18 protein-coding genes are annotated in these 18,860 nt (G+C 64.0%); 16 read left to right on the forward strand and 2 right to left on the reverse strand.

Annotated features, from left to right (window positions below):
- Positions 1–293: 293 nt before the first annotated feature.
- Positions 294–1,724: a basic amino acid/polyamine antiporter gene (locus NDO48_RS26370; RefSeq protein ID WP_026226963.1), complete on the reverse strand. Its 1,431-nt coding sequence runs from the start codon at positions 1,722–1,724 to the stop codon at positions 294–296.
- Positions 1,725–1,938: 214 nt separating this feature from the next.
- Between NDO48_RS26370 and NDO48_RS26375 the strand changes: the two genes are divergently transcribed.
- Genes NDO48_RS26375 through NDO48_RS26410 form a run of 8 tightly spaced genes read left to right on the forward strand, consistent with a single transcriptional unit; the run spans position 1,939 to position 8,564 of the window.
- The gene (locus NDO48_RS26375) at positions 1,939–3,084 is read left to right on the forward strand and encodes an alpha/beta hydrolase (protein ID WP_267322698.1); all 1,146 of its coding nucleotides are present in this window, start codon (positions 1,939–1,941) and stop codon (positions 3,082–3,084) included.
- Positions 3,081–3,584: a Na+/H+ antiporter subunit E gene (locus NDO48_RS26380; protein ID WP_018426854.1), complete on the forward strand. Its 504-nt coding sequence runs from the start codon at positions 3,081–3,083 to the stop codon at positions 3,582–3,584. The genes NDO48_RS26375 and NDO48_RS26380 overlap by 4 nt, the downstream gene beginning before the upstream one ends.
- Positions 3,577–3,837, forward strand: a complete 261-nt coding sequence (locus NDO48_RS26385; protein WP_018426853.1) for a monovalent cation/H+ antiporter complex subunit F — start codon at positions 3,577–3,579, stop codon at positions 3,835–3,837. The genes NDO48_RS26380 and NDO48_RS26385 overlap by 8 nt, the downstream gene beginning before the upstream one ends.
- Before the next feature lie 2 nt (positions 3,838–3,839).
- Complete coding sequence (locus NDO48_RS26390; protein WP_267322699.1) at positions 3,840–4,082, forward strand: hydrogenase subunit MbhD domain-containing protein; 243 nt, start codon at positions 3,840–3,842, stop codon at positions 4,080–4,082.
- A gap of 2 nt (positions 4,083–4,084) precedes the next feature.
- Entirely contained in the window at positions 4,085–4,426 is a 342-nt protein-coding gene (gene mnhG / locus NDO48_RS26395; RefSeq protein WP_267322700.1) for a monovalent cation/H(+) antiporter subunit G, read from the forward strand.
- Positions 4,423–5,112, forward strand: a complete 690-nt coding sequence (gene mbhE / locus NDO48_RS26400) for a hydrogen gas-evolving membrane-bound hydrogenase subunit E (RefSeq protein WP_267322701.1) — start codon at positions 4,423–4,425, stop codon at positions 5,110–5,112. The genes mnhG and mbhE overlap by 4 nt, the downstream gene beginning before the upstream one ends.
- A gap of 12 nt (positions 5,113–5,124) precedes the next feature.
- Entirely contained in the window at positions 5,125–5,493 is a 369-nt protein-coding gene (locus NDO48_RS26405; protein ID WP_267322702.1) for a sodium:proton antiporter, read from the forward strand.
- Entirely contained in the window at positions 5,487–8,564 is a 3,078-nt protein-coding gene (locus NDO48_RS26410; protein WP_267322703.1) for a complex I subunit 5 family protein, read from the forward strand. Before NDO48_RS26405 ends, NDO48_RS26410 begins: the two co-directional genes overlap by 7 nt.
- A gap of 66 nt (positions 8,565–8,630) precedes the next feature.
- Here the strand turns inward: NDO48_RS26410 and NDO48_RS26415 are convergent, their stop codons facing one another.
- The gene (locus tag NDO48_RS26415; RefSeq protein WP_267322704.1) at positions 8,631–9,560 is read right to left on the reverse strand and encodes a LysR substrate-binding domain-containing protein; all 930 of its coding nucleotides are present in this window, start codon (positions 9,558–9,560) and stop codon (positions 8,631–8,633) included.
- Between the two features lie 123 nt (positions 9,561–9,683).
- On the opposite strand from NDO48_RS26415, the gene NDO48_RS26420 reads away from it, so the two are divergent.
- The 8 genes from NDO48_RS26420 (at position 9,684) to NDO48_RS26460 (ending at position 18,842) form a co-directional block, all read left to right on the forward strand.
- A complete protein-coding gene (locus tag NDO48_RS26420) occupies positions 9,684–10,724 on the forward strand; it encodes an aromatic ring-hydroxylating dioxygenase subunit alpha (protein ID WP_026226962.1) in 1,041 nt (346 codons plus the stop codon).
- Positions 10,721–11,836: a 2Fe-2S iron-sulfur cluster-binding protein gene (locus NDO48_RS26425; protein WP_267322705.1), complete on the forward strand. Its 1,116-nt coding sequence runs from the start codon at positions 10,721–10,723 to the stop codon at positions 11,834–11,836. Before NDO48_RS26420 ends, NDO48_RS26425 begins: the two co-directional genes overlap by 4 nt.
- A 60-nt stretch (positions 11,837–11,896) precedes the next feature.
- A complete protein-coding gene (gene hisC / locus NDO48_RS26430; protein ID WP_267322706.1) occupies positions 11,897–13,024 on the forward strand; it encodes a histidinol-phosphate transaminase in 1,128 nt (375 codons plus the stop codon).
- Complete coding sequence (locus NDO48_RS26435; RefSeq protein WP_267322707.1) at positions 13,021–14,493, forward strand: FAD-binding oxidoreductase; 1,473 nt, start codon at positions 13,021–13,023, stop codon at positions 14,491–14,493. Before hisC ends, NDO48_RS26435 begins: the two co-directional genes overlap by 4 nt.
- Complete coding sequence (locus NDO48_RS30485) at positions 14,486–16,453, forward strand: DUF2817 domain-containing protein (protein ID WP_323848127.1); 1,968 nt, start codon at positions 14,486–14,488, stop codon at positions 16,451–16,453. The genes NDO48_RS26435 and NDO48_RS30485 overlap by 8 nt, the downstream gene beginning before the upstream one ends.
- A gap of 78 nt (positions 16,454–16,531) precedes the next feature.
- Positions 16,532–17,329: a transporter substrate-binding domain-containing protein gene (locus tag NDO48_RS26450; protein WP_267322708.1), complete on the forward strand. Its 798-nt coding sequence runs from the start codon at positions 16,532–16,534 to the stop codon at positions 17,327–17,329.
- Between the two features lie 102 nt (positions 17,330–17,431).
- The gene (locus NDO48_RS26455) at positions 17,432–18,139 is read left to right on the forward strand and encodes an ABC transporter permease (protein WP_018426840.1); all 708 of its coding nucleotides are present in this window, start codon (positions 17,432–17,434) and stop codon (positions 18,137–18,139) included.
- Positions 18,140–18,143: 4 nt separating this feature from the next.
- Positions 18,144–18,842 (forward strand): ABC transporter permease, encoded by a 699-nt coding sequence (locus tag NDO48_RS26460; protein WP_018426839.1) that lies wholly within the window; start codon positions 18,144–18,146, stop codon positions 18,840–18,842.
- Positions 18,843–18,860 lie beyond the last annotated feature (18 nt).

The following is an 18,860-nucleotide window of genomic DNA, read 5'->3' on the forward strand; positions in this document are numbered from 1 at the left end:
GGTTCGCGATCGAGATGCGAATGAAATTCAAGGAGAACTATAGGATTGCAGGGGTGGGGCTGTGATCAGCATGGAATCCCATGTCTATGCTCCGCGTCCCAAAGTTGTGCAGCGCAAAGGGTCGGGCAACCAAAACCGCCATCCGGAAAAGATCGCGCTTATCAAACAGATGCTCGAATGACGTACAGTTGCTTGTGAAAGTGCGCTGCCAGCCATGGCCATACCGAGCGTCTTGCGCCTGCGGCATCGCAACCACCGAGCGATGGCAGCGCCGAGGCTGCTGCCGGCCTTGCCTAGACGGCGATGAGGCCAGTGGCGATCGCGTAGATCGCTGCCACCGCTCCGACAGCCGCAACAGCGAACATCACCATCTCGGCCGGCGTGAACACCCTGCGCCCCTGCTCTATGCGCGCCATGAAGAAGAGGATCGTGCCCGGTCCGTAGATGGCGGCCGAGAGCAGCAAATGCTTGGCGCCTGCCGCATAGATGAGAAAGGCAGTATAGGCCAAGGCGATCGCGGCAACGGCGAACTCGCCGCGCCGCGCCGCCGGTTCTTTTTCATAACTCTCGCCGGTCCAGGCCAGCTTGAAGCCGTATGCGGCGACCAGAAAATAGGGAATGAGGATCATCGAACTGGTCAGTTCGAGCGCCAGCCTGAAGGCATACTGGGCAAAGAGCGTGAGGATCAGGAAGGTCTGGACGACAGCATTGGTGAGCCACAATGCGTTCGACGGCACGCCGTTCTTGTTCTCATGCGCGAGGAAGCGCGGCATGGTTTCATTGCGGGATGCCGTGAACAGGATTTCCGCCGCCAGCAGCACCCAGGACAAATAGGCGCCGGCAACCGAGATCAGCAGGCCGATGCTGACGAACTTGGCACCCCATGGTCCGACCACCGCCTCCAACACGCCGGCCATGGACGGGTTGCGCAGGGCAGCGAGATCGGGACGCAGCATGACACCATAGGACAGGATCGTCACCAGCACGAGCAGGCAGAGAACGCCGAGAAAACCGAGCAGCGTCGCCACGCCGACGTCGCGACGGTTACGGGCGTAGCGCGAATAGACGCTCGCGCCCTCGATGCCGACGAAGACGAACACCGTCACCAGCATCGTCCCCCGGACCTGGCTCGCAACGCTGCGCAGACTAACGTCCTCGCCGCCCCAGAAGTTTGCGGCGAAGATGTCGGCGCTGAAGCCGTAGACGACGAAGACGATGAACAGGAAGATCGGGATAATCTTGGCGAAAGTGACGATGGTGTTGATCGCTGCCGCTTCCTTGACGCCGCGCAGGATCAGCGAGTGCACGGTCCACAGCAGCATCGACGAAATGACGATGGCCGTGATGGTGTTGCCGTCGCCGAACACCGGAAAGAACAGCCCGAGCGTCGACTTGATCAGCACGAAATAGGAGACGTTGCCGAGAAGTGCGGCCGACCAATAGCCGAGAGCGGAGAGGAAACCGAGATAGTTGCCGAAACCGGCCTTGGCATAGGCGTAGATGCCGGCATCGAGATCGGGCTTGCGGCGCGACAGCGTCTGGAAGACGAAGGCCAGCATCAGCATGCCGACGCCGGCGATGGCCCAGGCGATCAGCGCGCCGAACGGTCCTGTCTCGCGACCGAAGGCCTGCGGCAGCGAGAAGATGCCAGCGCCGACCATCGAGCCGACGACCATCGCCATCAGGGTCCAGACCGAGAATTTCTGCTGAGTGGCTGAGTTCATCGAATCGTGTCGTCAACAATTGTTTTGGCCGGCGGCAGCCCCAACAAGTCCCTCCGCCCTCAGAGCAATCTAGCCCGAGCCCGGCGGCCATGTGATTGGCATGGAATCCCGAGGATATGCTTGGCGTCCCAATCCTTGGCCTCGGTCCGTTTCGCCCGTTGCCGCCACGCGGATTTGCTGCTTCTGATCACGCGTAAGCTTGCTGGATCGAGGCATGTCGGCGAAGCGTCTGTTTTCCGTTCTGTTGATGGCAGTGCTGCTCGCCGGCTGCGGCGGCCCCCGCGCCGTGCTTGGCCTAGGCGTGACGACCGACAAGGCCGCGTCAGCGGCGGTTGTTCCCGTCTATGTCGCCACCACACGGGCCCGATCCGACAACCTGTCGCTGCCCTATTCGGCCGAGCGCTCGCAGACGCTCAATTTTGCAAAGCTCGACATCGGCATACCCAGGAACCATGTGCCCGGCGATGTCGAGAAGACCGGCCGGACGCCAGATCCGGCCAGGCATTTCGTGGCGCAAAGCTACCAGCAGATCGCCAGCCGCAAGCAATTCGTCACCCAACTCGATGCCGCCCTGGCCCAGCGTCCGCCGCAAGAGCGCGAGATCTTCATCTTCGTGCACGGCTACAACAACAACTTCGCCGACAGCGTCTTCCGGGCCGCACAGATCGCCCATGACTACAATGTCCGCGCATTGACACTGCACTATGCCTGGCCCTCCGGCGGTTCCTTGCCGCTCTATGTCTACGACCGCGACAGCACGGTGGTGGGGCGCGGCGGTCTGGCGGAGACGATCGAGATCGCGGCCCAGACCAAGGCCAACCGCGTGATCCTCGTCGGCCATTCGATGGGCGCCTATGTTGTCATGGAGGCACTGCGGGAACTGGCGCAGACCGGCCGTAGGCAAGCCCTCAAACGCCTCGGCGGCGTGGTGCTGGCAGCACCCGATATCGACATCGACGCCTTCCAGAGCCAGGTCCGCGACATCGGCGAATTGCCCATGCCCTTCGCCATCGTGGTGTCGCGCCGTGACCGCGCGCTTAGCATTTCCCGGCGCATCGCCGGCGGCCACCCACGCGTCGGCAGCGGCTCCGATATCGCGCTGTTGCAGCAGAAAAACATCACCGTGCTCGACGCCTCCCAGGTCGATGGCGGGTCGCACAACATCTTCGCCAGTTCCCCGACATTGATCGCCTTTGCCGGGCAAAGCGGGCTGCTGCGTCGGTTGATCGAAGGCGGCGACGCCAGCGCCGGCGAGACCCTGTTGGCCGATGGCGGTTCGGCCATCGAAGGTGCCGCAGCACTCGTTGTCTACCTGCCCAGCCGAATCCTCGGCGGCGTAGCACTTGCGGGTCGCCGATGAGCGAAGGGCAAAGGATAGGTGGCCTACCGGTGCTTTGGCTGCTGCTCTTCATCCTCTGGCTGATCGTCAACGCCTCGTTGGCCACGCCCATCCTCGTCACCGGCGCCATCATTTCCTTTGCCATCGCCTGGATCTTCGCGCGCCGCAGCAAAGTCTGGCACATCGCCGTCACACCGCGCAGCGCCTGGCACTTCCTCGTCTATACCGGCGTCTTCTTCACCGAGCTGGTGAAGGCCAATCTCAGCATGCTGCGCTACGTCTATGCGCCGCGCATCGACATCCACCCCGGCATCGTCAAGGTCCGCATTCGGCTGAAATCGCCAATCGGCAGACTGGCGCTGTCGAACTCGATTGCGCTGACCCCGGGTTCACTGGTCATGGATGTCAGGGGCGAAACGATGTTCGTCCACTGGCTCGACGTGAGGGCGACCGACCCGGAGCAAGCGACAGAAATGATCGTGGCTCCGTTCGAAAAGCACCTGGAGGCGGTCTTTGGCTGACCTGCTGCTTCAGATCGCCGGCGTGCTGATCTTCTTTGCCATCGTCTTCGGCGTAGCACGGCTGGTGATCGGCCGGACGGCAGTCGACCGTGTCGTCGCCATCGACATGCTGACGGTCGTGTCGATTGCACTGATCGCACTCTACGCGCATGTCTCGGGCCGCTTCGTCTACATCGACGTCGCCCTCGTCTATGGCCTGCTCAGCTTCCTCGCAGTGCTCGCCATCGCCCGCTTCCTCGAAAAGGGGCCGTGACGATGCTCGAGCTTCTCGTCATCCTGATCTGCGGCAGCATCCTCGTCAGCGGCGTGCTGGCCGTCTGGCTCGAAAACCTGATGGCGGCGATGGTCAGCGCCGGGCTGGCGAGCCTGTTCGCCGCCGTCTCCTATGTGCTTCTCGCCGCCCCCGATGTCGCAATGGCCGAGGCAGCAATCGGTTCGGGCCTGTCGACCCTCATCTTCCTCTACGCAATCCGCCGTACCGGCGGCGGGAGGGAGTGACCATGGAGTTGATCGGCAGCATCCTTGTGCTTGCAGGCGCCTTTTTCCTGTTCTCCGCCGGACTCGGCCTGCTGCGCATGCCCGATACCTTCACCCGCATCCAGGCCGGCACCAAGGCCTCGACGCTGGGTAACATCCTCGTTCTCGCCGGGCTCGGCTTCCATCATCCGGACTGGGCGTTCAAGCTTCTGGTCGTCGCCTATTTCGTGCTGATGACCAACCCGCTCTCGTCGCATGCGCTGTCGCGAGCCGCGCACGCCGTCCGCACGCCGATGGCGCCGTCGACCATGGTCGACGCGCTGCGCGAGGAGGACGACCGGCAAGGCAACGGGAACGCACCATGAAGACGATCTTCTCCCTACTTGCCGTACTGCTGTTTGGCGCAGTCTTCGGCGGCATCGTCGGCGGCTATGCGGAACGCGAGAGCGTGTCCGCGCTCGCGGAACAGTATCTAACCATGGTGCCGCGCGACCTCGGCGCGCCCAATGTGGTGACCGGCATCCTGATCACCTATCGCGGCTTCGACACGCTCGGCGAAGTGGCAGTGCTGTTCATGGTCGCGGCCGGCGTCGGCGTGCTGCTCGGCGGCAAGGATAGCGCGACGGCGGCTGATCCCGGGATGGAGCCACGTCGTCCGAGCGAACTGGTCGGCAATGGCGCGGAAATCATCCTGCCGCTGATCTTCCTGTTCGGCGCCTATGTCATCAAGAACGGCCACCTCTCTGCCGGCGGTGGCTTCCAAGGTGGGGCGGTGGTTGCTTCCGGGACCATGCTTTTGATGCTCGCCTTGCCGGCAACCAAGCTCAACCACGGCTTTCTCGGCGTGACGGAATCGCTGGCCGGTGTCGTCTATGTCGGCATCGGCATCCTCGGGCTGATCTTCGCCGCCGGCTTCCTCGACAGCCACATCCTGCCACTGGGCGAGTTCGGCACACTTGTCAGCGCCGGCGCCATCCCGATCATCTCGGCGCTGCTGGGCGTCAAGGTCGGCGCCGAACTCAGCGTCATCATCGACCGTTTTCGAAACTGAACGGGGACGATCATGGGCCTGCCTGTCTCCACGCTTCTCATGACCACCGGCTTCCTGCTGGTGCTGATCGGCATGTGGGGCATCCTGCGCCACCGCAACATCCTGCGCATCATCATCGGCTTCGGCCTGGTCGACACCGGACTGCACATCGTCATGGTGGCGACCGGCTACATTACCGCCGGCACGGCGCCGATCATCGACGCAGCGCTAGGGATCGAGCAGGCGACCACGCGGGCAGTCGACCCTGTGCCCTCGGCGCTGGTGGTCACCGCGATCGTTATCGGCTTCTCGGTCACCGCCATCATGCTGGCCTTCGCCATCCGCATCCATGATGCCAGGAAAACGCTGTCCATCGACGCGCTGACGGAGTCCAAATGGTAGAGGCGCTGTTCCAGCCGCTGAACATCTTCCTGCTCGGCCTCGGCGGCGGTTTCCTCATCCCCCTGCTCTACCGTATCGCCAAGCCGCTGCCGGCGCTGGCCTTCATTGCCGCCCTCTGCGGCATCGCCGCGATCTCTGGCATCAATTTCTGGGCGCTGCGCAACGGCCAGCCGGCCATCGAGGTCTATACGGCCGGCGCCACGCCACCCATCTCGATCAATCTGCGCTTTGGGGTTTGGGAAGGCTTCTTCACCTTCTGCGTCAACGTCGCAGCACTGCTGGGCGCCTGGCAGCTATGGCCGCGGCTCCGCGACAGCTACGCGGCACTGCTGCTCTACCTGATCCTCGTCATGGGCATCAACGGCATGGTGATGACCCGCGACCTGTTCAACCTGTTCGTCTTCCTGGAGATCGTGTCGATCGCGACCTATGGATTGCTCGGTCTCGAGCGCAACCCGGCAACGCTGGCGGCAAGCTTCAAATACATCATGGCGACGGTGCTTGCCTCGTCATTCCTGCTGCTCGGATCGGTGCTGCTCTACCATGTTACCGGAACGCTCAACATCGACGAGTTGATCGCACGGCGCGAGTTCATCGCCGGGCCTATCGGCACCACGGCGCTGGTCTTCGTCCTCGCCTGCCTGATTCTCGAACTGAAGCCGTTTCCGGCCAATGGCTGGGGGCTCGACGTCTATGAGACAGCGCCTGCAGGCATCGCCGCGCTGGTATCGGTCGGTGTGTCGGCGGGCGTGTTCTTTGCGCTGCTCAAGCTCCTGCCTCTGTTCGAAAGCCACCTCTCGCTTATAGCGGTGGCGGGTGGGGCAACCTTCCTGTTCTCCAATCTCGCCGGGCTCAAGCAAACCAACGTGCAGCGCATGCTCGGCTACTCCTCAATCGCCCAGATGGGGCTGATGATGCTGGCGCTGGCATTGCTGCAGAAGCAGGGAGCAGCAGCCTCCATGCCGCTGGTCATCGGCGGCTTATTCGCCAATCACCTCTTCGCCAAGGCCGGATTGTTCTGGCTGGCCGGTGCGGTACAACGCCAGGAGGTCGCCGATTGGTCGGCGATTGCGGGGCGGCCGCTCGTGCTGCTCGTCTTCGCGCTTCTGCTTGTCGCCATTGCCGGCCTGCCGCCCTTCCCCGGTTTCTGGGCCAAGTGGGAGCTGATCATGCAGCTTTCCGGGTCCCAGCTCTATGTCTGGATCGCCCTGATCCTGCTCGGCTCGCTGCTGGAGGCGGCCTACATGTTCGGCTGGTTCAAGCAGGCGACGCGAGCCATGCCCGAAGACCTGCCTTTATCCATCACGACGCGAGGCCTGCTGCCGGCCGCAGGCAGTGCAGTGTTGCTTGCTGTCGGCAGCTATCATGGGGCGCAACTGTCAGGTGCTGCCTCGCTCTGGCTGTTTGCGCCGCTCATCGTCGGCATCGTGTTCTATGCGCTCGACTGGCTGCCGGGGCGCGTCAAATGCGGCCTGATGCTGCTGGCCGTGCTCGGCGTCGGCAACTGGCAGATATCCGGCACAACAGGCATATCCGGGCTCTTCGCCACCGTGCTTTTGGCCGGCGGTCTGGTGGTGGCGTCGGCGGCACTCTACCGGCGGGATTCCCGCCCCGGCTACTATCCGCTGATGGCGGTCCTGCTGCTTTCGATTGCCACGATGATGCGCGCGCAGACGAGCCTCGAGTTCTTCTTCGCCTGGGAACTTATCACGTTGTCGTCCTACTTCATGATCGCGCAGGGCAGGCACGCCCATCCGCATGCCCTGCCCTTCCTGCTGTTCTCGCTGACTTCAGCCTTCTGCCTGCTCGCCGGCTTTGCGCTCGCCGATGCGGCCAACGGCACCTCGCTGCTACAGGCATTCAGGACGGGCGGGACGGATGCTGCGTCCGCCTTTGCGCTGCTGGCGCTCGGCTTCCTCATCAAGGCTGGTGCGATCGGCTTCCATGTCTGGCTGCCCGGCTCCTATGCCGAGGCCGACGACGACCTCTCGGCCATGCTGTCATCGGTGGTGAGCAAGGTCGCCATCTTCGGCCTGTTCATGGTCACCTATCTTGCCATCCGCTCGCAGGCAGGACTGGAGCTTGCCCATATCATGGGCTGGATCGGCATGCTGACGACGGTGATAGGAGCTGGCCTCGCCTTCAGGCAGGACGACGTCAAGCGGCTGCTCGCCTATTCGAGCATGAGCCAACTCGGCTACATCATCACGGCAATCGCGCTGATGAGCCATCTCGGCTGGGTCACCGCGCTTTATCTCGTCGCCAACCACCTGATGGTGAAGGGTATCCTGTTCCTCGCTGTCGCAGGCGTGATCCTACGTTGCGGCACACGGCAGCTCGACAAACTCGGCGGCCTCGCTCGCCGCATGCCCGTGACCTTTGTCGTTGCGAGCGTCGCCCTCGTGTCGATGTCCGGCCTGCCGCCGCTCGCCGGCTTCGGCGGCAAATGGCTTTTGCTCAGCGCCATGGTCGACAAGGGATGGTACGGGCTCGCAGCAGCAGGCGTCCTGGCAACGCTCATCGGCCTGCTCTACATGTTCCGCCTCGCCCATACACTGTTCTTCGCCGCACCGCAGGCGGCGACCATCAACGCCCGCGAAGCTCCGGCACAGTTGCTCCTGCCGCAGGTCGTGCTTGTCGCGGCAATCCTCGTGCTGTCCTTCATGCCCAAGCTGTTCATGGATCCGGTGTCGGCGGCAATCGACCCGTATTTCGCCTCGACGCTGGTGTGGCAAGGCATGTCGCTGGAAACGATCTACGGCTACTGGAACCCGGTTCCCGTCATGGCCACCTCGATTGCCGGCGCCGGCGTGCTGTTCCTGATCGCCTGGACGGCCTACCGCCTGGATCGCGGCCGCAAAGCCGCCAAGGGCATCGCCGAATTCTATCGCTATTACATCCGCCTGCCGTTGCCATGGTCCAGACCGTTGGCAACGACATTCTGGAGCGGCGTTGCACAGTTGGGCTCGGGATCGGCCGAAACAGTCCGCAGGGTCTACACCGGCAACGGCCAGACCTACGTGCTCTATGTGCTGTTCTACGTGCTGTTTCTGAGAGCGGCAGTCTCTTAGCCCGTCCACGAGGTACACGGTAGCCGCCCTCGCGCCATCTCCGGCAAGCCCGCAGGCAAAAGCTCGCTACCGCATCGTCTGATGTTTCGCATCCTGACGATTGGCGACCGCGACGATCCAGGCGCGCAGTGCTGCGCCATGCGGTTTCTGCAGTGCGGATCGATCCCATGCCAGGAAATACGGATCGGGAAGGCGCAGCGGCACGTCGAACGGCACCACGAGGCGGCCGGAGGCTATGTCGTCGCCAGCCATGGACATCTGCGCCAGCACGAAGCCGCGGCCATTGATGGCCGCATCAATGGCAGCGCTCGACAGCGAAAACGCCATTTCGCCCGACGTCCGCCGGTAACTGATGCCCAGGCTTGCCGCCCATTCGGCCCAGGTGGGCGGCGAACGATGGTCGCTGGCCCATTCGATGCCAAGCAGCGGGCATTCGAGGATATCGGCCGGTCGCCGCAAGGGCCGGCGCTCCAGCAAGGCTGGCGAACAGGCTGGGACGACCCAGTCGGTGAACAGCGCGGCGTAGTGGTCGTATTCACGCATCTTGGCGCCGTAGGAGACGCGGAAATCGACCTGGTCTTCGCCGAACCTGACTTCGGGTTCGGCGCCGATCAGCCGCACGGTGGCGCCAACATTATGGGCCTGCCAGTCGAACAGTTGCGGCGCGAGCCATTTGCTTGCAAGCGAAGGCAGACAGGACACGGTCAGAGCACTTTCCGAACGGGCTCGATCGAGCATGTTGCCGGCTTCGCGAATGCGATCGAAGCCGTCCGAGATCGCTGCATGATACCGGCGCCCAAGCGAAGTCATCGTCACTGTGCGGCCGCGCCGTTCAAGCAGCGAGGCACCGAGTTCGTCTTCGGCCTTACGGATTTGTTGGCTGACGGCGCCCGGCGACACGCCGAGTTCGTCGGCCGCGGCGGTCACGCTGCCAAGCCGCCCGAAGGCTTCGAACGCCTGGATGGCGCGCATGGGTGGCGAGTTTTTCACGTTCATCTGGTCCGGCGGATTCTTGTTTTAGTTTTTCTAAAATAGAACACAGCTGCAAGCCCTTTTTGCGTACCGGCACCTTCGCTAGCGTCCTCCCATCAAAACGAGGTCTCGACGGAGGAAGCGGCCATGTTTCTCAGGAATTGCTGGTACGTGGCAGCGTGGGACCATGAGGTCGGCCATGGCGAGCTGAAGCCGACAAAAGTTCTGGGCGAGGACATCGTCCTGTACCGCAAGACCGACGGCGTGGTCGCTGCCCTCGAAGACGCCTGCCCGCACCGCAAGCTGCCGCTGTCGATGGGCCGCATCAAAGGCGACAATGTCGAATGCGGCTACCACGGCCTGACCTTCGACTGCACCGGCACCTGCACCCGTGTTCCCGGTGCCGAGAAGATCCCGCATGTCGCCCAGGTGCGCAGCTACCCGATATCAGAGCGCTACGGCCTGCTCTGGGTGTGGATGGGCGATGCAACCCAAGCCGACCCGGCCAAGATCTTCGAAGTCGATCACTGGGGCGATCCCGCCTGGGGCGTGAACCGCGGCGAGTCAATGACGCTCGACTGCAACTACCTTTACATGACCGACAACCTGCTCGATCCCTCGCATGTCGCATGGGTGCACCAGTCGTCATTCGGCAATGCGGCGGCCGAGGAAGCGCCGCTTGAAACCACAGTCGGCGAGGATGGCGTCACCGTCTGGCGCTGGATGATCAATGTCGAGCCAGCGCCCTTCTACGCGCCTTACCTGAAATTCCCGGGCAATTGCGACCGCAAGCAGCACTACGAAGTCCGCTACCCGAGCAATGCCATCATCAAGGCGATCTTCCTGCCGGCTGGCACAGGTGGCGAGGGCAAGCCCTACCATGAAGACGTCTTCCTCATGGACAGCTACAATTTCATGACCCCGGTCGATGAGAACCAGACCAAATATTACTGGTTCCAGATGCGCAATTTCGCGCCCGACGACGCCGAGATTTCACGCCAGTTCGCCACGTCGGTACGCGGCGCCTTCGACGAGGACCGCGTCGTCCTCAATGCCGTGCACAAGGGCATGGCCAACAAGCGCACACCCAATCTCGACCTCAAGATCGATGTCGGCCCGCTGCGCTTCCGCCGCAACCTGGCCAAGCTGATCGCCGCCGAGGACCAGCAATTGCAGGCGGCCGAATGAACGCTTTCGCCGCCCCCGTCAGTGCGCACCGGAGCGGCTTCCGCGAGCTCAAGGTGATTGCCAAAGTGCGCGAGAGCGCCGTCATCACTTCGTTCCACCTTGAGCCGGTGAAGCCAGGAGGATGGCGTGCATTCGAGCCCGGACAGTTTCTGGTTTTCCGCATGCCGGTACCTGAGGGCAAGGAATTCGTGCTCCGGAACTACAGCGTCTCCTGCTCGCCCGAGCGCAGGGACGGCTATCGCATCACGGTCAAGCGAGAGGCAGCACCGGTCGCCGGCGTGCCGAACGGCCTAAGCTCCTGCTACCTGCATGACCAGATCGAGGTCGGCGACGTGCTTGTCGCCGAGGGGCCGCGCGGCGACTTCGTGCTCGACAGCGCCAGCCAGCGCCCGGTGGTGCTGCTCAGCGGCGGCGTCGGGCTGACCCCGCTGGTCTCGATGCTGCACGCGCTGGCGACAACCGACCGCCGGGCCTTCTTCATCCACGCCTGCGACAATGGCGAGGTGCATGCCCTGCGCGACGAGGTCGAGGCACTGGCAACCTCCCGTCCCGGCATGATCGCCCATTTCTGCTACCGCTTCCCGACAGATGCGGACAAGGTCGGCGGCCGCCACCACAGCGAAGGCGTCATCACCCGCGACCTGCTGCAACGCCTGCTGCCATTCGACGACTACGACTTCTACCTGTGCGGCCCCTCGCCCTTCATGCAGGCCGTGCACGGCTTGTTGCGCGGGCTGGGTGTCCCAAAGCAGCGCATCGCCTACGAGTTCTTTGGCCCCGCGACCCTTCTCGAGCCTGCAGCCGAGAAGCCGGTGCCCCCGCTAAAGCAAGCCTTGCCGACAGATGCTGCCGAAGGTGCGACCATTGTCGAGTTCCGCAAATCAGGCGTGACGGCCGCGTGGGACGCCAACGCGGAATCGCTGCTGGCCTTCGCCGAAGACCAGGGGCTGGCGCCTGAATTCAGCTGTCGGGCCGGCATTTGCGGCACCTGCAAGTCGCATCTCGTCGCCGGCGAGGTCGCCTATTTCGAGGAGCCGCTCGACGAACTCGCTTCAGGCGAGGTGCTGTTGTGCTGCTCCCGGCCGAAAGGGTCGGTCGTCTTGGACTTATGACGGCGGCGCGCCGCAACAGGTACGAACTCCAGGCAGAACCCAGAGAACGGAAACATTGGCGTGGACAACTCGGTCAAGACCGCTTCGAGCAACGGACTGGCATTCAATCCTGATGTCGCCGCCCTGCCGCCCTACAATGCCGGCATGAACGTCGCCATCGCCCGCTCGATTTCGGGCCGCAACGACATTGCCCGTCTCGCCAGCAACGAAAACCCTGATGGCTGCTCGCCTGCCGTATTGGCGGCACTTGCCTCGCCCGACCTGGAGCCTTGGCGTTATGCCGACCCGGCCTGCACCACCCTGCGCGGTGCACTCGGCCTCAAGCTTGGCGTCGACGCAGACAGGATCGTCATTGGCAACGGATCGGAGGAGATGATCGCCGCAATCTCGCGCGCCATACTTGTGGCAGGCGCCTCGGTGCTCACAGTGGTGCCGAGCTTCGGCCTACATGAGATCGAACCGCTGGCGCAGGGCGCGACCGTCGCCAAGGTGGCAATGACGGAAGACCTGGGCTTCGACCTTACCGCCCTCGAACAGGTGATCTCTCAAGGCCCCCGCGTGGTCTTCCTGTCGTCACCGTGGAACCCGGTCGGGCCGGCGCTCGACAGGCCGGCGCTGGAGCGCTTGATCGCGGCAGTCAGGCCGGGAACGCTGCTGGTCCTCGACGAGGCCTACTTCGAGTTTGCCGATGCGTCCTGCCCGAATGGGCTGGAGGTTCTGCGCCAGAGCAACATTCCCCATATCGTGCTGCGCACCTTCTCCAAGGCCTATGGGCTTGCTGGCCTGCGCGTCGGCTATGCCATCTGCTCCGATGCCGATCTCGCCCGCGTGGTTACCGCCGCCAAGACGCCGTTCAACGTCAATGCCGCGGCACAGGCAGCCGCGATCGCGGCGCTCGGCGACGAGGCATGGATGCAGGCTTCGGTGGCGCGGCTGCGCGGCGAGCGCGAGCGTGTTGCGGCAAGCCTCGATGCCCTTGGATTCAAGGTCGCGTCCTCCCAGACAAACTTCCTGTTCTTCGACTGCCGCGGCGACAGCGCCACGCTCGCGGCTGCCCTTCTCCAGGAAGGGATCATCGTCAAGGCGTGGCGGGAAAGGGGTTACGAGCGATACCTGCGCGCGACGATCGGCACAGCGGAAGACAACGACCGCTTGCTCCGGGCGCTGGAAAAGGCGGCGCGCCGATGACCAGCGCCACGGCCAGAGCGGAAAGACGGGAACAGACGGCGGTGCCTGCGGCGCTTGTCCTTGCAATGCGCAGCGCCATCGGCGCGCAGCATGTGCGCACAGGCGTGGCGGCCGCAATCGACCCCGGCACCCATCCCGACAATCTCGCCGCCGGCATCGTCGCATCACCTGCCTCTACCGAAGAGGTGTCGGCCATCGTCCGCCTGTGCCGCAGTCACGGCGTGCCGCTTGTGCCCCAGGGTGGCCGCACCGGCCTTGTCGGCGGAAGCGTCTCGCAGCCCGGCGAAGTGGTGCTGTCGCTCGACAGGATGAACCGTATTGAACGGCTCGACCCGGTCGAACGCACGGCCGTCGTGCAAGCCGGTGTCACCCTCGAAACCTTGCAGGCTGCGGCCCTGGAGCATAGGCTCGAACCCGGCATCGACCTTGCCGCGCGCGGCAGCGCCACCATCGGCGGCATGGTGTCGACCAATGCCGGCGGCGTCATGGCCTTCCGCAACGGCGTCATGCGCCACAGGGTACTCGGCCTTGAAGCGGTATTGGCCGACGGCACGATCTATTCGGACCTGACGCGCGTGGTGAAGAACTCCGCCGGCTACGACCTCAAGCACCTGTTCATCGGGGCGGAGGGGACGCTGGGCATCGTCACCAGGGTGGTGATGAAGCTCGAGCCTGTGCCGCTGGCGACGGCCACGGCCCTTTTCGGCCTGCCCTCGGTCACTGCAGCACTTGACCTCATCCGCCTGGCGCTCGACGGTGAGGCAGGCCAGTTGCGCGCCGCCGAGGCACTGTGGCAGCCCTACATCCAGCTGACCGCATCCGCCCAAGACTGGTCGGAGCCGGGTTTCGATCTCGACCTGCCCGTCTATTTGCTGATGTCGCTGGGCGGAGCACGGGAGGGCGAGCTGCGCGAAGAGTTCGAGCGGCTCTTCGCCGAGATCATGGAGCGCTTCGACGAAGCCACCGGCATCGTCGCCAGCTCGCAACGCCAGGAAGAAGCGTTGTGGCGGCTGCGCGAGGACACCGACGTGCTTTATCGCACGCACAAGACCGCCCCTTCCTACGACGTGTCGGTGCCCCTGTCCGAAATTGACCGTTATGTCGCAAGGATCGCCTCCGGCCTCGCAGCAGTCGAAGCCGGTCTCAATCCTTACCTCTTCGGGCATCTGGCCGACGGCAACCTGCACATCGTACTCAATCGCGCCGCCCCCCTGCCCGAGGCGATGTCGGCTGCCGTCGAACAGGTGCTTTACACCGGTCTCGCCGAGATTGGCGGGTCGTTCTCCGCCGAGCATGGTGTCGGGTCCAAGCGCATCCATGCGCTCGCCGCCACAGCCGACCCCACCAAGCTGAACCTGATGATGCGCGTCAAGGACACACTCGACAGCCACGTGCTGATGAACCCGGGAAAGGTGCTGCCACTTGCTTCACTACCTGCCAACGAGCACGGAGGCCAAGCCCATGCGTGACGTGCCCTCGCAGCGATCCTACTCGGTCGATTTCACCGAGCTACGCCAGCGGTTCCGCAATGCCGCCCAGCGCGCCGGTGCCGAACTCACTGAATATGTGCATCCGCTGCATGGCCCGGCCGGCGAAGTGCTTGCCACCGACGTGGCCCTGATCGGCCGCCGCAATGCCTCCAAGCTGATGGTGATGATCTCGGGCACCCATGGCGTCGAGGGGCAGTTCGGCTCGGCCTGCCAGGCGGCATGGCTGGAGGAAAACGCGCCGTGGCGACTGCCCGAGGACACGGCGATCCTGGCCATCCACCTCATCAACCCATGGGGCACGGCCTGGTCGCGCCGGGTCAACGAGGACAATGTCGACCTCAATCGCAACTTCATCGACTGGCAGGCATCTGCTCCAAGGAACGAGAAATACGCCGAATTGCATGAGGCGTTCGCCTGCCACGAATGGGAGGGGGCGGACCGCGACAAGGCCGATGCAGCGCTTGCCGCGGCAAAGCAGCAGCTCGGTGGCCATGCCGGGCTCGCCCCCATCGTCGAGGCCGGCCAGTATCAGTTCCCGGACGGGCTGTTCTATGGCGGCGACGGCCCGGTCTGGTCGAACCGCACGCTCAATGACATCCTCGCCACCTTCGCTGCCGAAGCGCGCCAGGCCGTGGTCTTCGACCTGCACACCGGTGCCGGTCCCTATGGCTATCCGGCCCTGCTGTCGGTTGCGGAAATCGAACATGACGGGCTCGCCTGGGGCAAGCAGGTGTTTGGTCCCGCCTTGTCCGTCGTGTTGACCGGCCAGGATGCCACCACCGATACCGGCATTGCGGCTACCGCCACCGGCTATGTCTCGGCCGCCATGCGCAAGGCCATGCCGAATGCGCGGGTGCTGCCGCTTGTGGTCGAATGCGGCACGCTCGACGGTCCCGCCGTCATGGACGCCGTCCAGGCCGACAACTGGCTGCATCTCCACGGCAAGATCGACTCGCCGCTCGGACAGCGCATCAAGGCGACATTGCGCTCCGCCTTCATTCCGGAAGACCCGGACTGGCAATGGAATTGCCTCGCCAGCAGCCTGCGTTATTTCGACCGCGCCTTTGCCGACCTGCGGGCAGTGGATGCCTCGTCCGGCGGCAAGCCCGGGCCAGGTCCGAAAGTTGCGGCCACGACCATCGTGCAGCCGCATCCGGCGGCAGCCATGCTGCGCCAGACGCCCGCGGTCGAGGTGGTCGAGCTGCACAAGAGCTTCGGCCAGCTCGAAGTGCTGAGCGGCGTCAGCCTGCAGGCAAGTGCTGGCGAAGTGGTGTCGATGATCGGCTCGTCCGGGTCGGGCAAGAGCACCTTCCTGCGCTGCATCAACCTGCTGGAACAACCCAATGGCGGGCGCATCATCGTCGACGGCGAAGAGATCCGGATGAAGAAGACGTCCGACGGGCGCACCCATCCAGCCGACATGCGCCAGGTCGAACGTATCCGCGCCCGCGTCGGCATGGTGTTCCAGAGCTTCAACCTGTGGCCTCACCTGACGGTGCTCGAAAACATCATCGAGGCGCCGGTGCACGTGCTGAACGAGCGTCGCGACGAGGCAGTCGACCGCGCCCACGCGCTGCTCAAGAAGGTCGGCCTGTCCGAAAAGCACGACCAATATCCTGGTCAGCTCTCCGGCGGCCAGCAGCAGCGCGCAGCAATTGCCCGCACGCTCGCGATGCGGCCCAAGGTGATCCTACTCGACGAGCCGACCTCGGCGCTCGACCCAGAACTCGTCGGCGAGGTGCTGCGCGTCATTCGCCAGCTCGCCGAGGAAGGCAACACCATGATCCTCGTGACGCACGAGATGCAGTTCGCGCGCGAGGTGTCGCACAAAATCCTCTTTCTCCACCGCGGCAAGGTCGAGGAAGAGGGAGCGCCGGCGGAGCTGTTCGCCAATCCGCGCTCGGAACGCCTGCGCCAATTCCTGGCGAGGACGCTCTGACCGCTGGCGCAACCACGGAGCAACCGGGCGCCAAGCCCGATGCAAAACCAAAAACGTTCAACAATGGGGAACTGAAAAATGAAACTGAAAGTCCTGTCGCTGCTCGCCTGCCTTGCCGCGGGAATGAGCAGCTCGTTTGCCAGCGAAGGTGAGCTGTCGATCGGCACCGAAGGGGCCTATCCGCCCTGGAGCATGGCGGATGCCGCCGGCAACGTCACCGGCTTCGACGCCGATGTCGGCGCGCTGCTCTGCGCCAAGCTCGAGAAGAATTGCCACTTCGTCGTGCAGGCTTTCGACGGCCTGATCCCGGCGCTGAAGGCCAAGCGCTTCGACATCATCATCTCCGGCATGTCGATCACCGCCGACCGCAAGAAGGAGATCAACTTCTCCGTCGGCTATGCCGAGCTCGCCAACATGTTCGTGGCGCCCAAGGATTCCGACCTTGCCGGCATCAAGGACATCGACACGCTGCTGAAGTCGCTCGACGGCAAAAAGGTGGGCGTCCAGGCCGGCACCACGCATGCGCATTTCCTCGAGAAGCGTGTGCCCGGCGCAGACCTCAAGACCTACGACACGCTCGACCAGATGCAGATCGACCTGGCGACGGGACGCGTCGACACGGCCTTTGCCGATGCCTCGGCGCTGCAGGACTTCCTTGCCAAGCCCGACGGCAAGAACTTCCAGTTCGTCGACGTGAAAATCCAGAGCACCTTCGATCCTTCGCTCGGCGAAGGCATCGGCGTCGGCATCGCGCAGGAAAACACCGCGCTCAAGGCCGATATCGACAAGGCGCTGTGCGCGCTGGTCGCCGACGGCTCGATCGGCAAGGCGAGCCAGAAGTGGTTCCAGACGGATATTTCCCGTCCGTGCCAGTAACGAATGTCGGGACGGCTATCCGCGCCTGATGGCGCGGGTGGCCGCTCGAGCCGCACGGCTCGGCCTTGCGGAAAACCACCAGTGACAGCTCAGGCGGTTTCGATGGAATTCAGTCTTTGGCAGGTGTGGACAGACGGCTGGTTCGGCGCGATCCTGCGTGGCGCGACGATCACCATAGCCGTAGCGCTTTCCGCCATGGTGGGCGGCTTCGTCGTCGGTGTCGTCTGCGGCCTGATCAAATGGGGTCGTATCCGGCCGCTGACCTATGTCGTCGATGCCTATACCGCGCTGGTGCGCGGCGTTCCTGAACTGCTCATCATCTATCTGCTGTTCTTCAGCTCCGTCGAGTTCGTCACTCGCGTTGCGACCGCCTTCGGTTATGCCGGCATGGCAGACAGCGGGTATGCCTTCGTTATCGCCGTCATCGCCATCGGCGCGATCTCGGGCGCCTATTCGACTGAGGTCGTTCGCGGCGCGCTGGCAGCCATCCCGCAGGGCCACATCGAGGCCGCGCGGGCGCTCGGCATCCCGGGGCTGCGCATATTCCGCCGTATCATCCTGCCGCAAATGCTGCGCATCGCCATACCCGGCATGAACAATGTCTGGCAGGTCACCATCAAGGACACGGCGCTGGTTTCGGTCGTCGGACTGCAGGAACTGATGCGTGTTGCCTTTATCGGTTCCAACACGACGCGCCACCCCTTCATCTTCTACCTCATCGCCGCGGTGGTCTATCTCGTCATCACCCTGGTCAGTCAGGCCGGCGTCGACCTGGCCGAAAGCCGGTTCCGGCTGCGCGCAAGGAAATAGCCCGATGGATCTCGAACTTCTCCAGCAAGCGGTGCCGGTCCTGCTCAAGGGGCTGCGGGTCACCTTGATGCTCACCTTCCTGTCGGTGCTGATAGGCTTCAATCTCGGCCTCGGGCTTGCGATCATGCGGCTGTCGTCGAACCGCTTCATCGCCGGTTTCGCCAAGGGCTACAGCACCGTGTTCCGCGGCACGCCGCTGCTGGTCCAGATATTCCTGTTCTATTACGGGCTCGGCCAGCTTTCCGTCGTCAAGGACAATGCCGTGCTGTGGTGGGTGGTCAGCGACGGCGCCCGCTGCGCGGTGCTGGCGCTGGCGCTGAACACAGCCGCCTACACTTCCGAGATCCTGCGCGGCGGGCTGATGTCGGTTCCATCGGGACTGGTCGAGGCGGCACAAGCCTGCGGCATGTCGCGCGTGCTGCGCTTCCGCCGCATCGAGTTTCCGCTCGCCATACGCCAGGCCCTGCCGGCCTATGGCAACGAACTGATCCTGACGGTCAAGGGCACCAGCCTCGCCTCGACCATCACCGTGCTTGAGGTCACCGGCTACGCCAAGCGGCTGATGAGCCAGACCTATGCAGTGTTCGAGGTGTTCGCCGTCGCAGGAGCGCTTTATCTGGTGATCAACCTGATGCTGATCACTCTCATCCGAACCCTAGAGCGCTACCTGACGCGCCATCAACGCTCGCGACAACCGGCCTAGGGCGTTGGAGCGGCCACC

Source organism: Aminobacter sp. MET-1 (genome assembly GCF_026521175.1).
Classification (GTDB): domain Bacteria; phylum Pseudomonadota; class Alphaproteobacteria; order Rhizobiales; family Rhizobiaceae; genus Aminobacter.

Excerpts from the sequence above, each read along its gene's own strand:
- NDO48_RS26435 (WP_267322707.1), top strand. The coding sequence starts at position 13,021 with ATGACCAGCGCCACGGCCAGAGCGGAAAGACGGGAACAGACGGCGGTG.
- NDO48_RS26375 (WP_267322698.1), top strand. The coding sequence starts at position 1,939 with ATGTCGGCGAAGCGTCTGTTTTCCGTTCTGTTGATGGCAGTGCTGCTC.
- mbhE (WP_267322701.1), top strand. The coding sequence starts at position 4,423 with ATGAAGACGATCTTCTCCCTACTTGCCGTACTGCTGTTTGGCGCAGTC.
- NDO48_RS26450 (WP_267322708.1), top strand. The coding sequence starts at position 16,532 with ATGAAACTGAAAGTCCTGTCGCTGCTCGCCTGCCTTGCCGCGGGAATG.
- NDO48_RS26370 (WP_026226963.1), bottom strand. The coding sequence starts at position 1,724 with ATGAACTCAGCCACTCAGCAGAAATTCTCGGTCTGGACCCTGATGGCG.
- NDO48_RS30485 (WP_323848127.1), top strand. The coding sequence starts at position 14,486 with ATGCGTGACGTGCCCTCGCAGCGATCCTACTCGGTCGATTTCACCGAG.
- NDO48_RS26390 (WP_267322699.1), top strand. The coding sequence starts at position 3,840 with ATGCTCGAGCTTCTCGTCATCCTGATCTGCGGCAGCATCCTCGTCAGC.
- NDO48_RS26460 (WP_018426839.1), top strand. The coding sequence starts at position 18,144 with ATGGATCTCGAACTTCTCCAGCAAGCGGTGCCGGTCCTGCTCAAGGGG.
- NDO48_RS26410 (WP_267322703.1), top strand. The coding sequence starts at position 5,487 with ATGGTAGAGGCGCTGTTCCAGCCGCTGAACATCTTCCTGCTCGGCCTC.
- NDO48_RS26405 (WP_267322702.1), top strand. The coding sequence starts at position 5,125 with ATGGGCCTGCCTGTCTCCACGCTTCTCATGACCACCGGCTTCCTGCTG.
- NDO48_RS26415 (WP_267322704.1), bottom strand. The coding sequence starts at position 9,560 with ATGAACGTGAAAAACTCGCCACCCATGCGCGCCATCCAGGCGTTCGAA.
- mnhG (WP_267322700.1), top strand. The coding sequence starts at position 4,085 with ATGGAGTTGATCGGCAGCATCCTTGTGCTTGCAGGCGCCTTTTTCCTG.
- NDO48_RS26420 (WP_026226962.1), top strand. The coding sequence starts at position 9,684 with ATGTTTCTCAGGAATTGCTGGTACGTGGCAGCGTGGGACCATGAGGTC.
- NDO48_RS26455 (WP_018426840.1), top strand. The coding sequence starts at position 17,432 with ATGGAATTCAGTCTTTGGCAGGTGTGGACAGACGGCTGGTTCGGCGCG.
- NDO48_RS26425 (WP_267322705.1), top strand. The coding sequence starts at position 10,721 with ATGAACGCTTTCGCCGCCCCCGTCAGTGCGCACCGGAGCGGCTTCCGC.
- NDO48_RS26380 (WP_018426854.1), top strand. The coding sequence starts at position 3,081 with ATGAGCGAAGGGCAAAGGATAGGTGGCCTACCGGTGCTTTGGCTGCTG.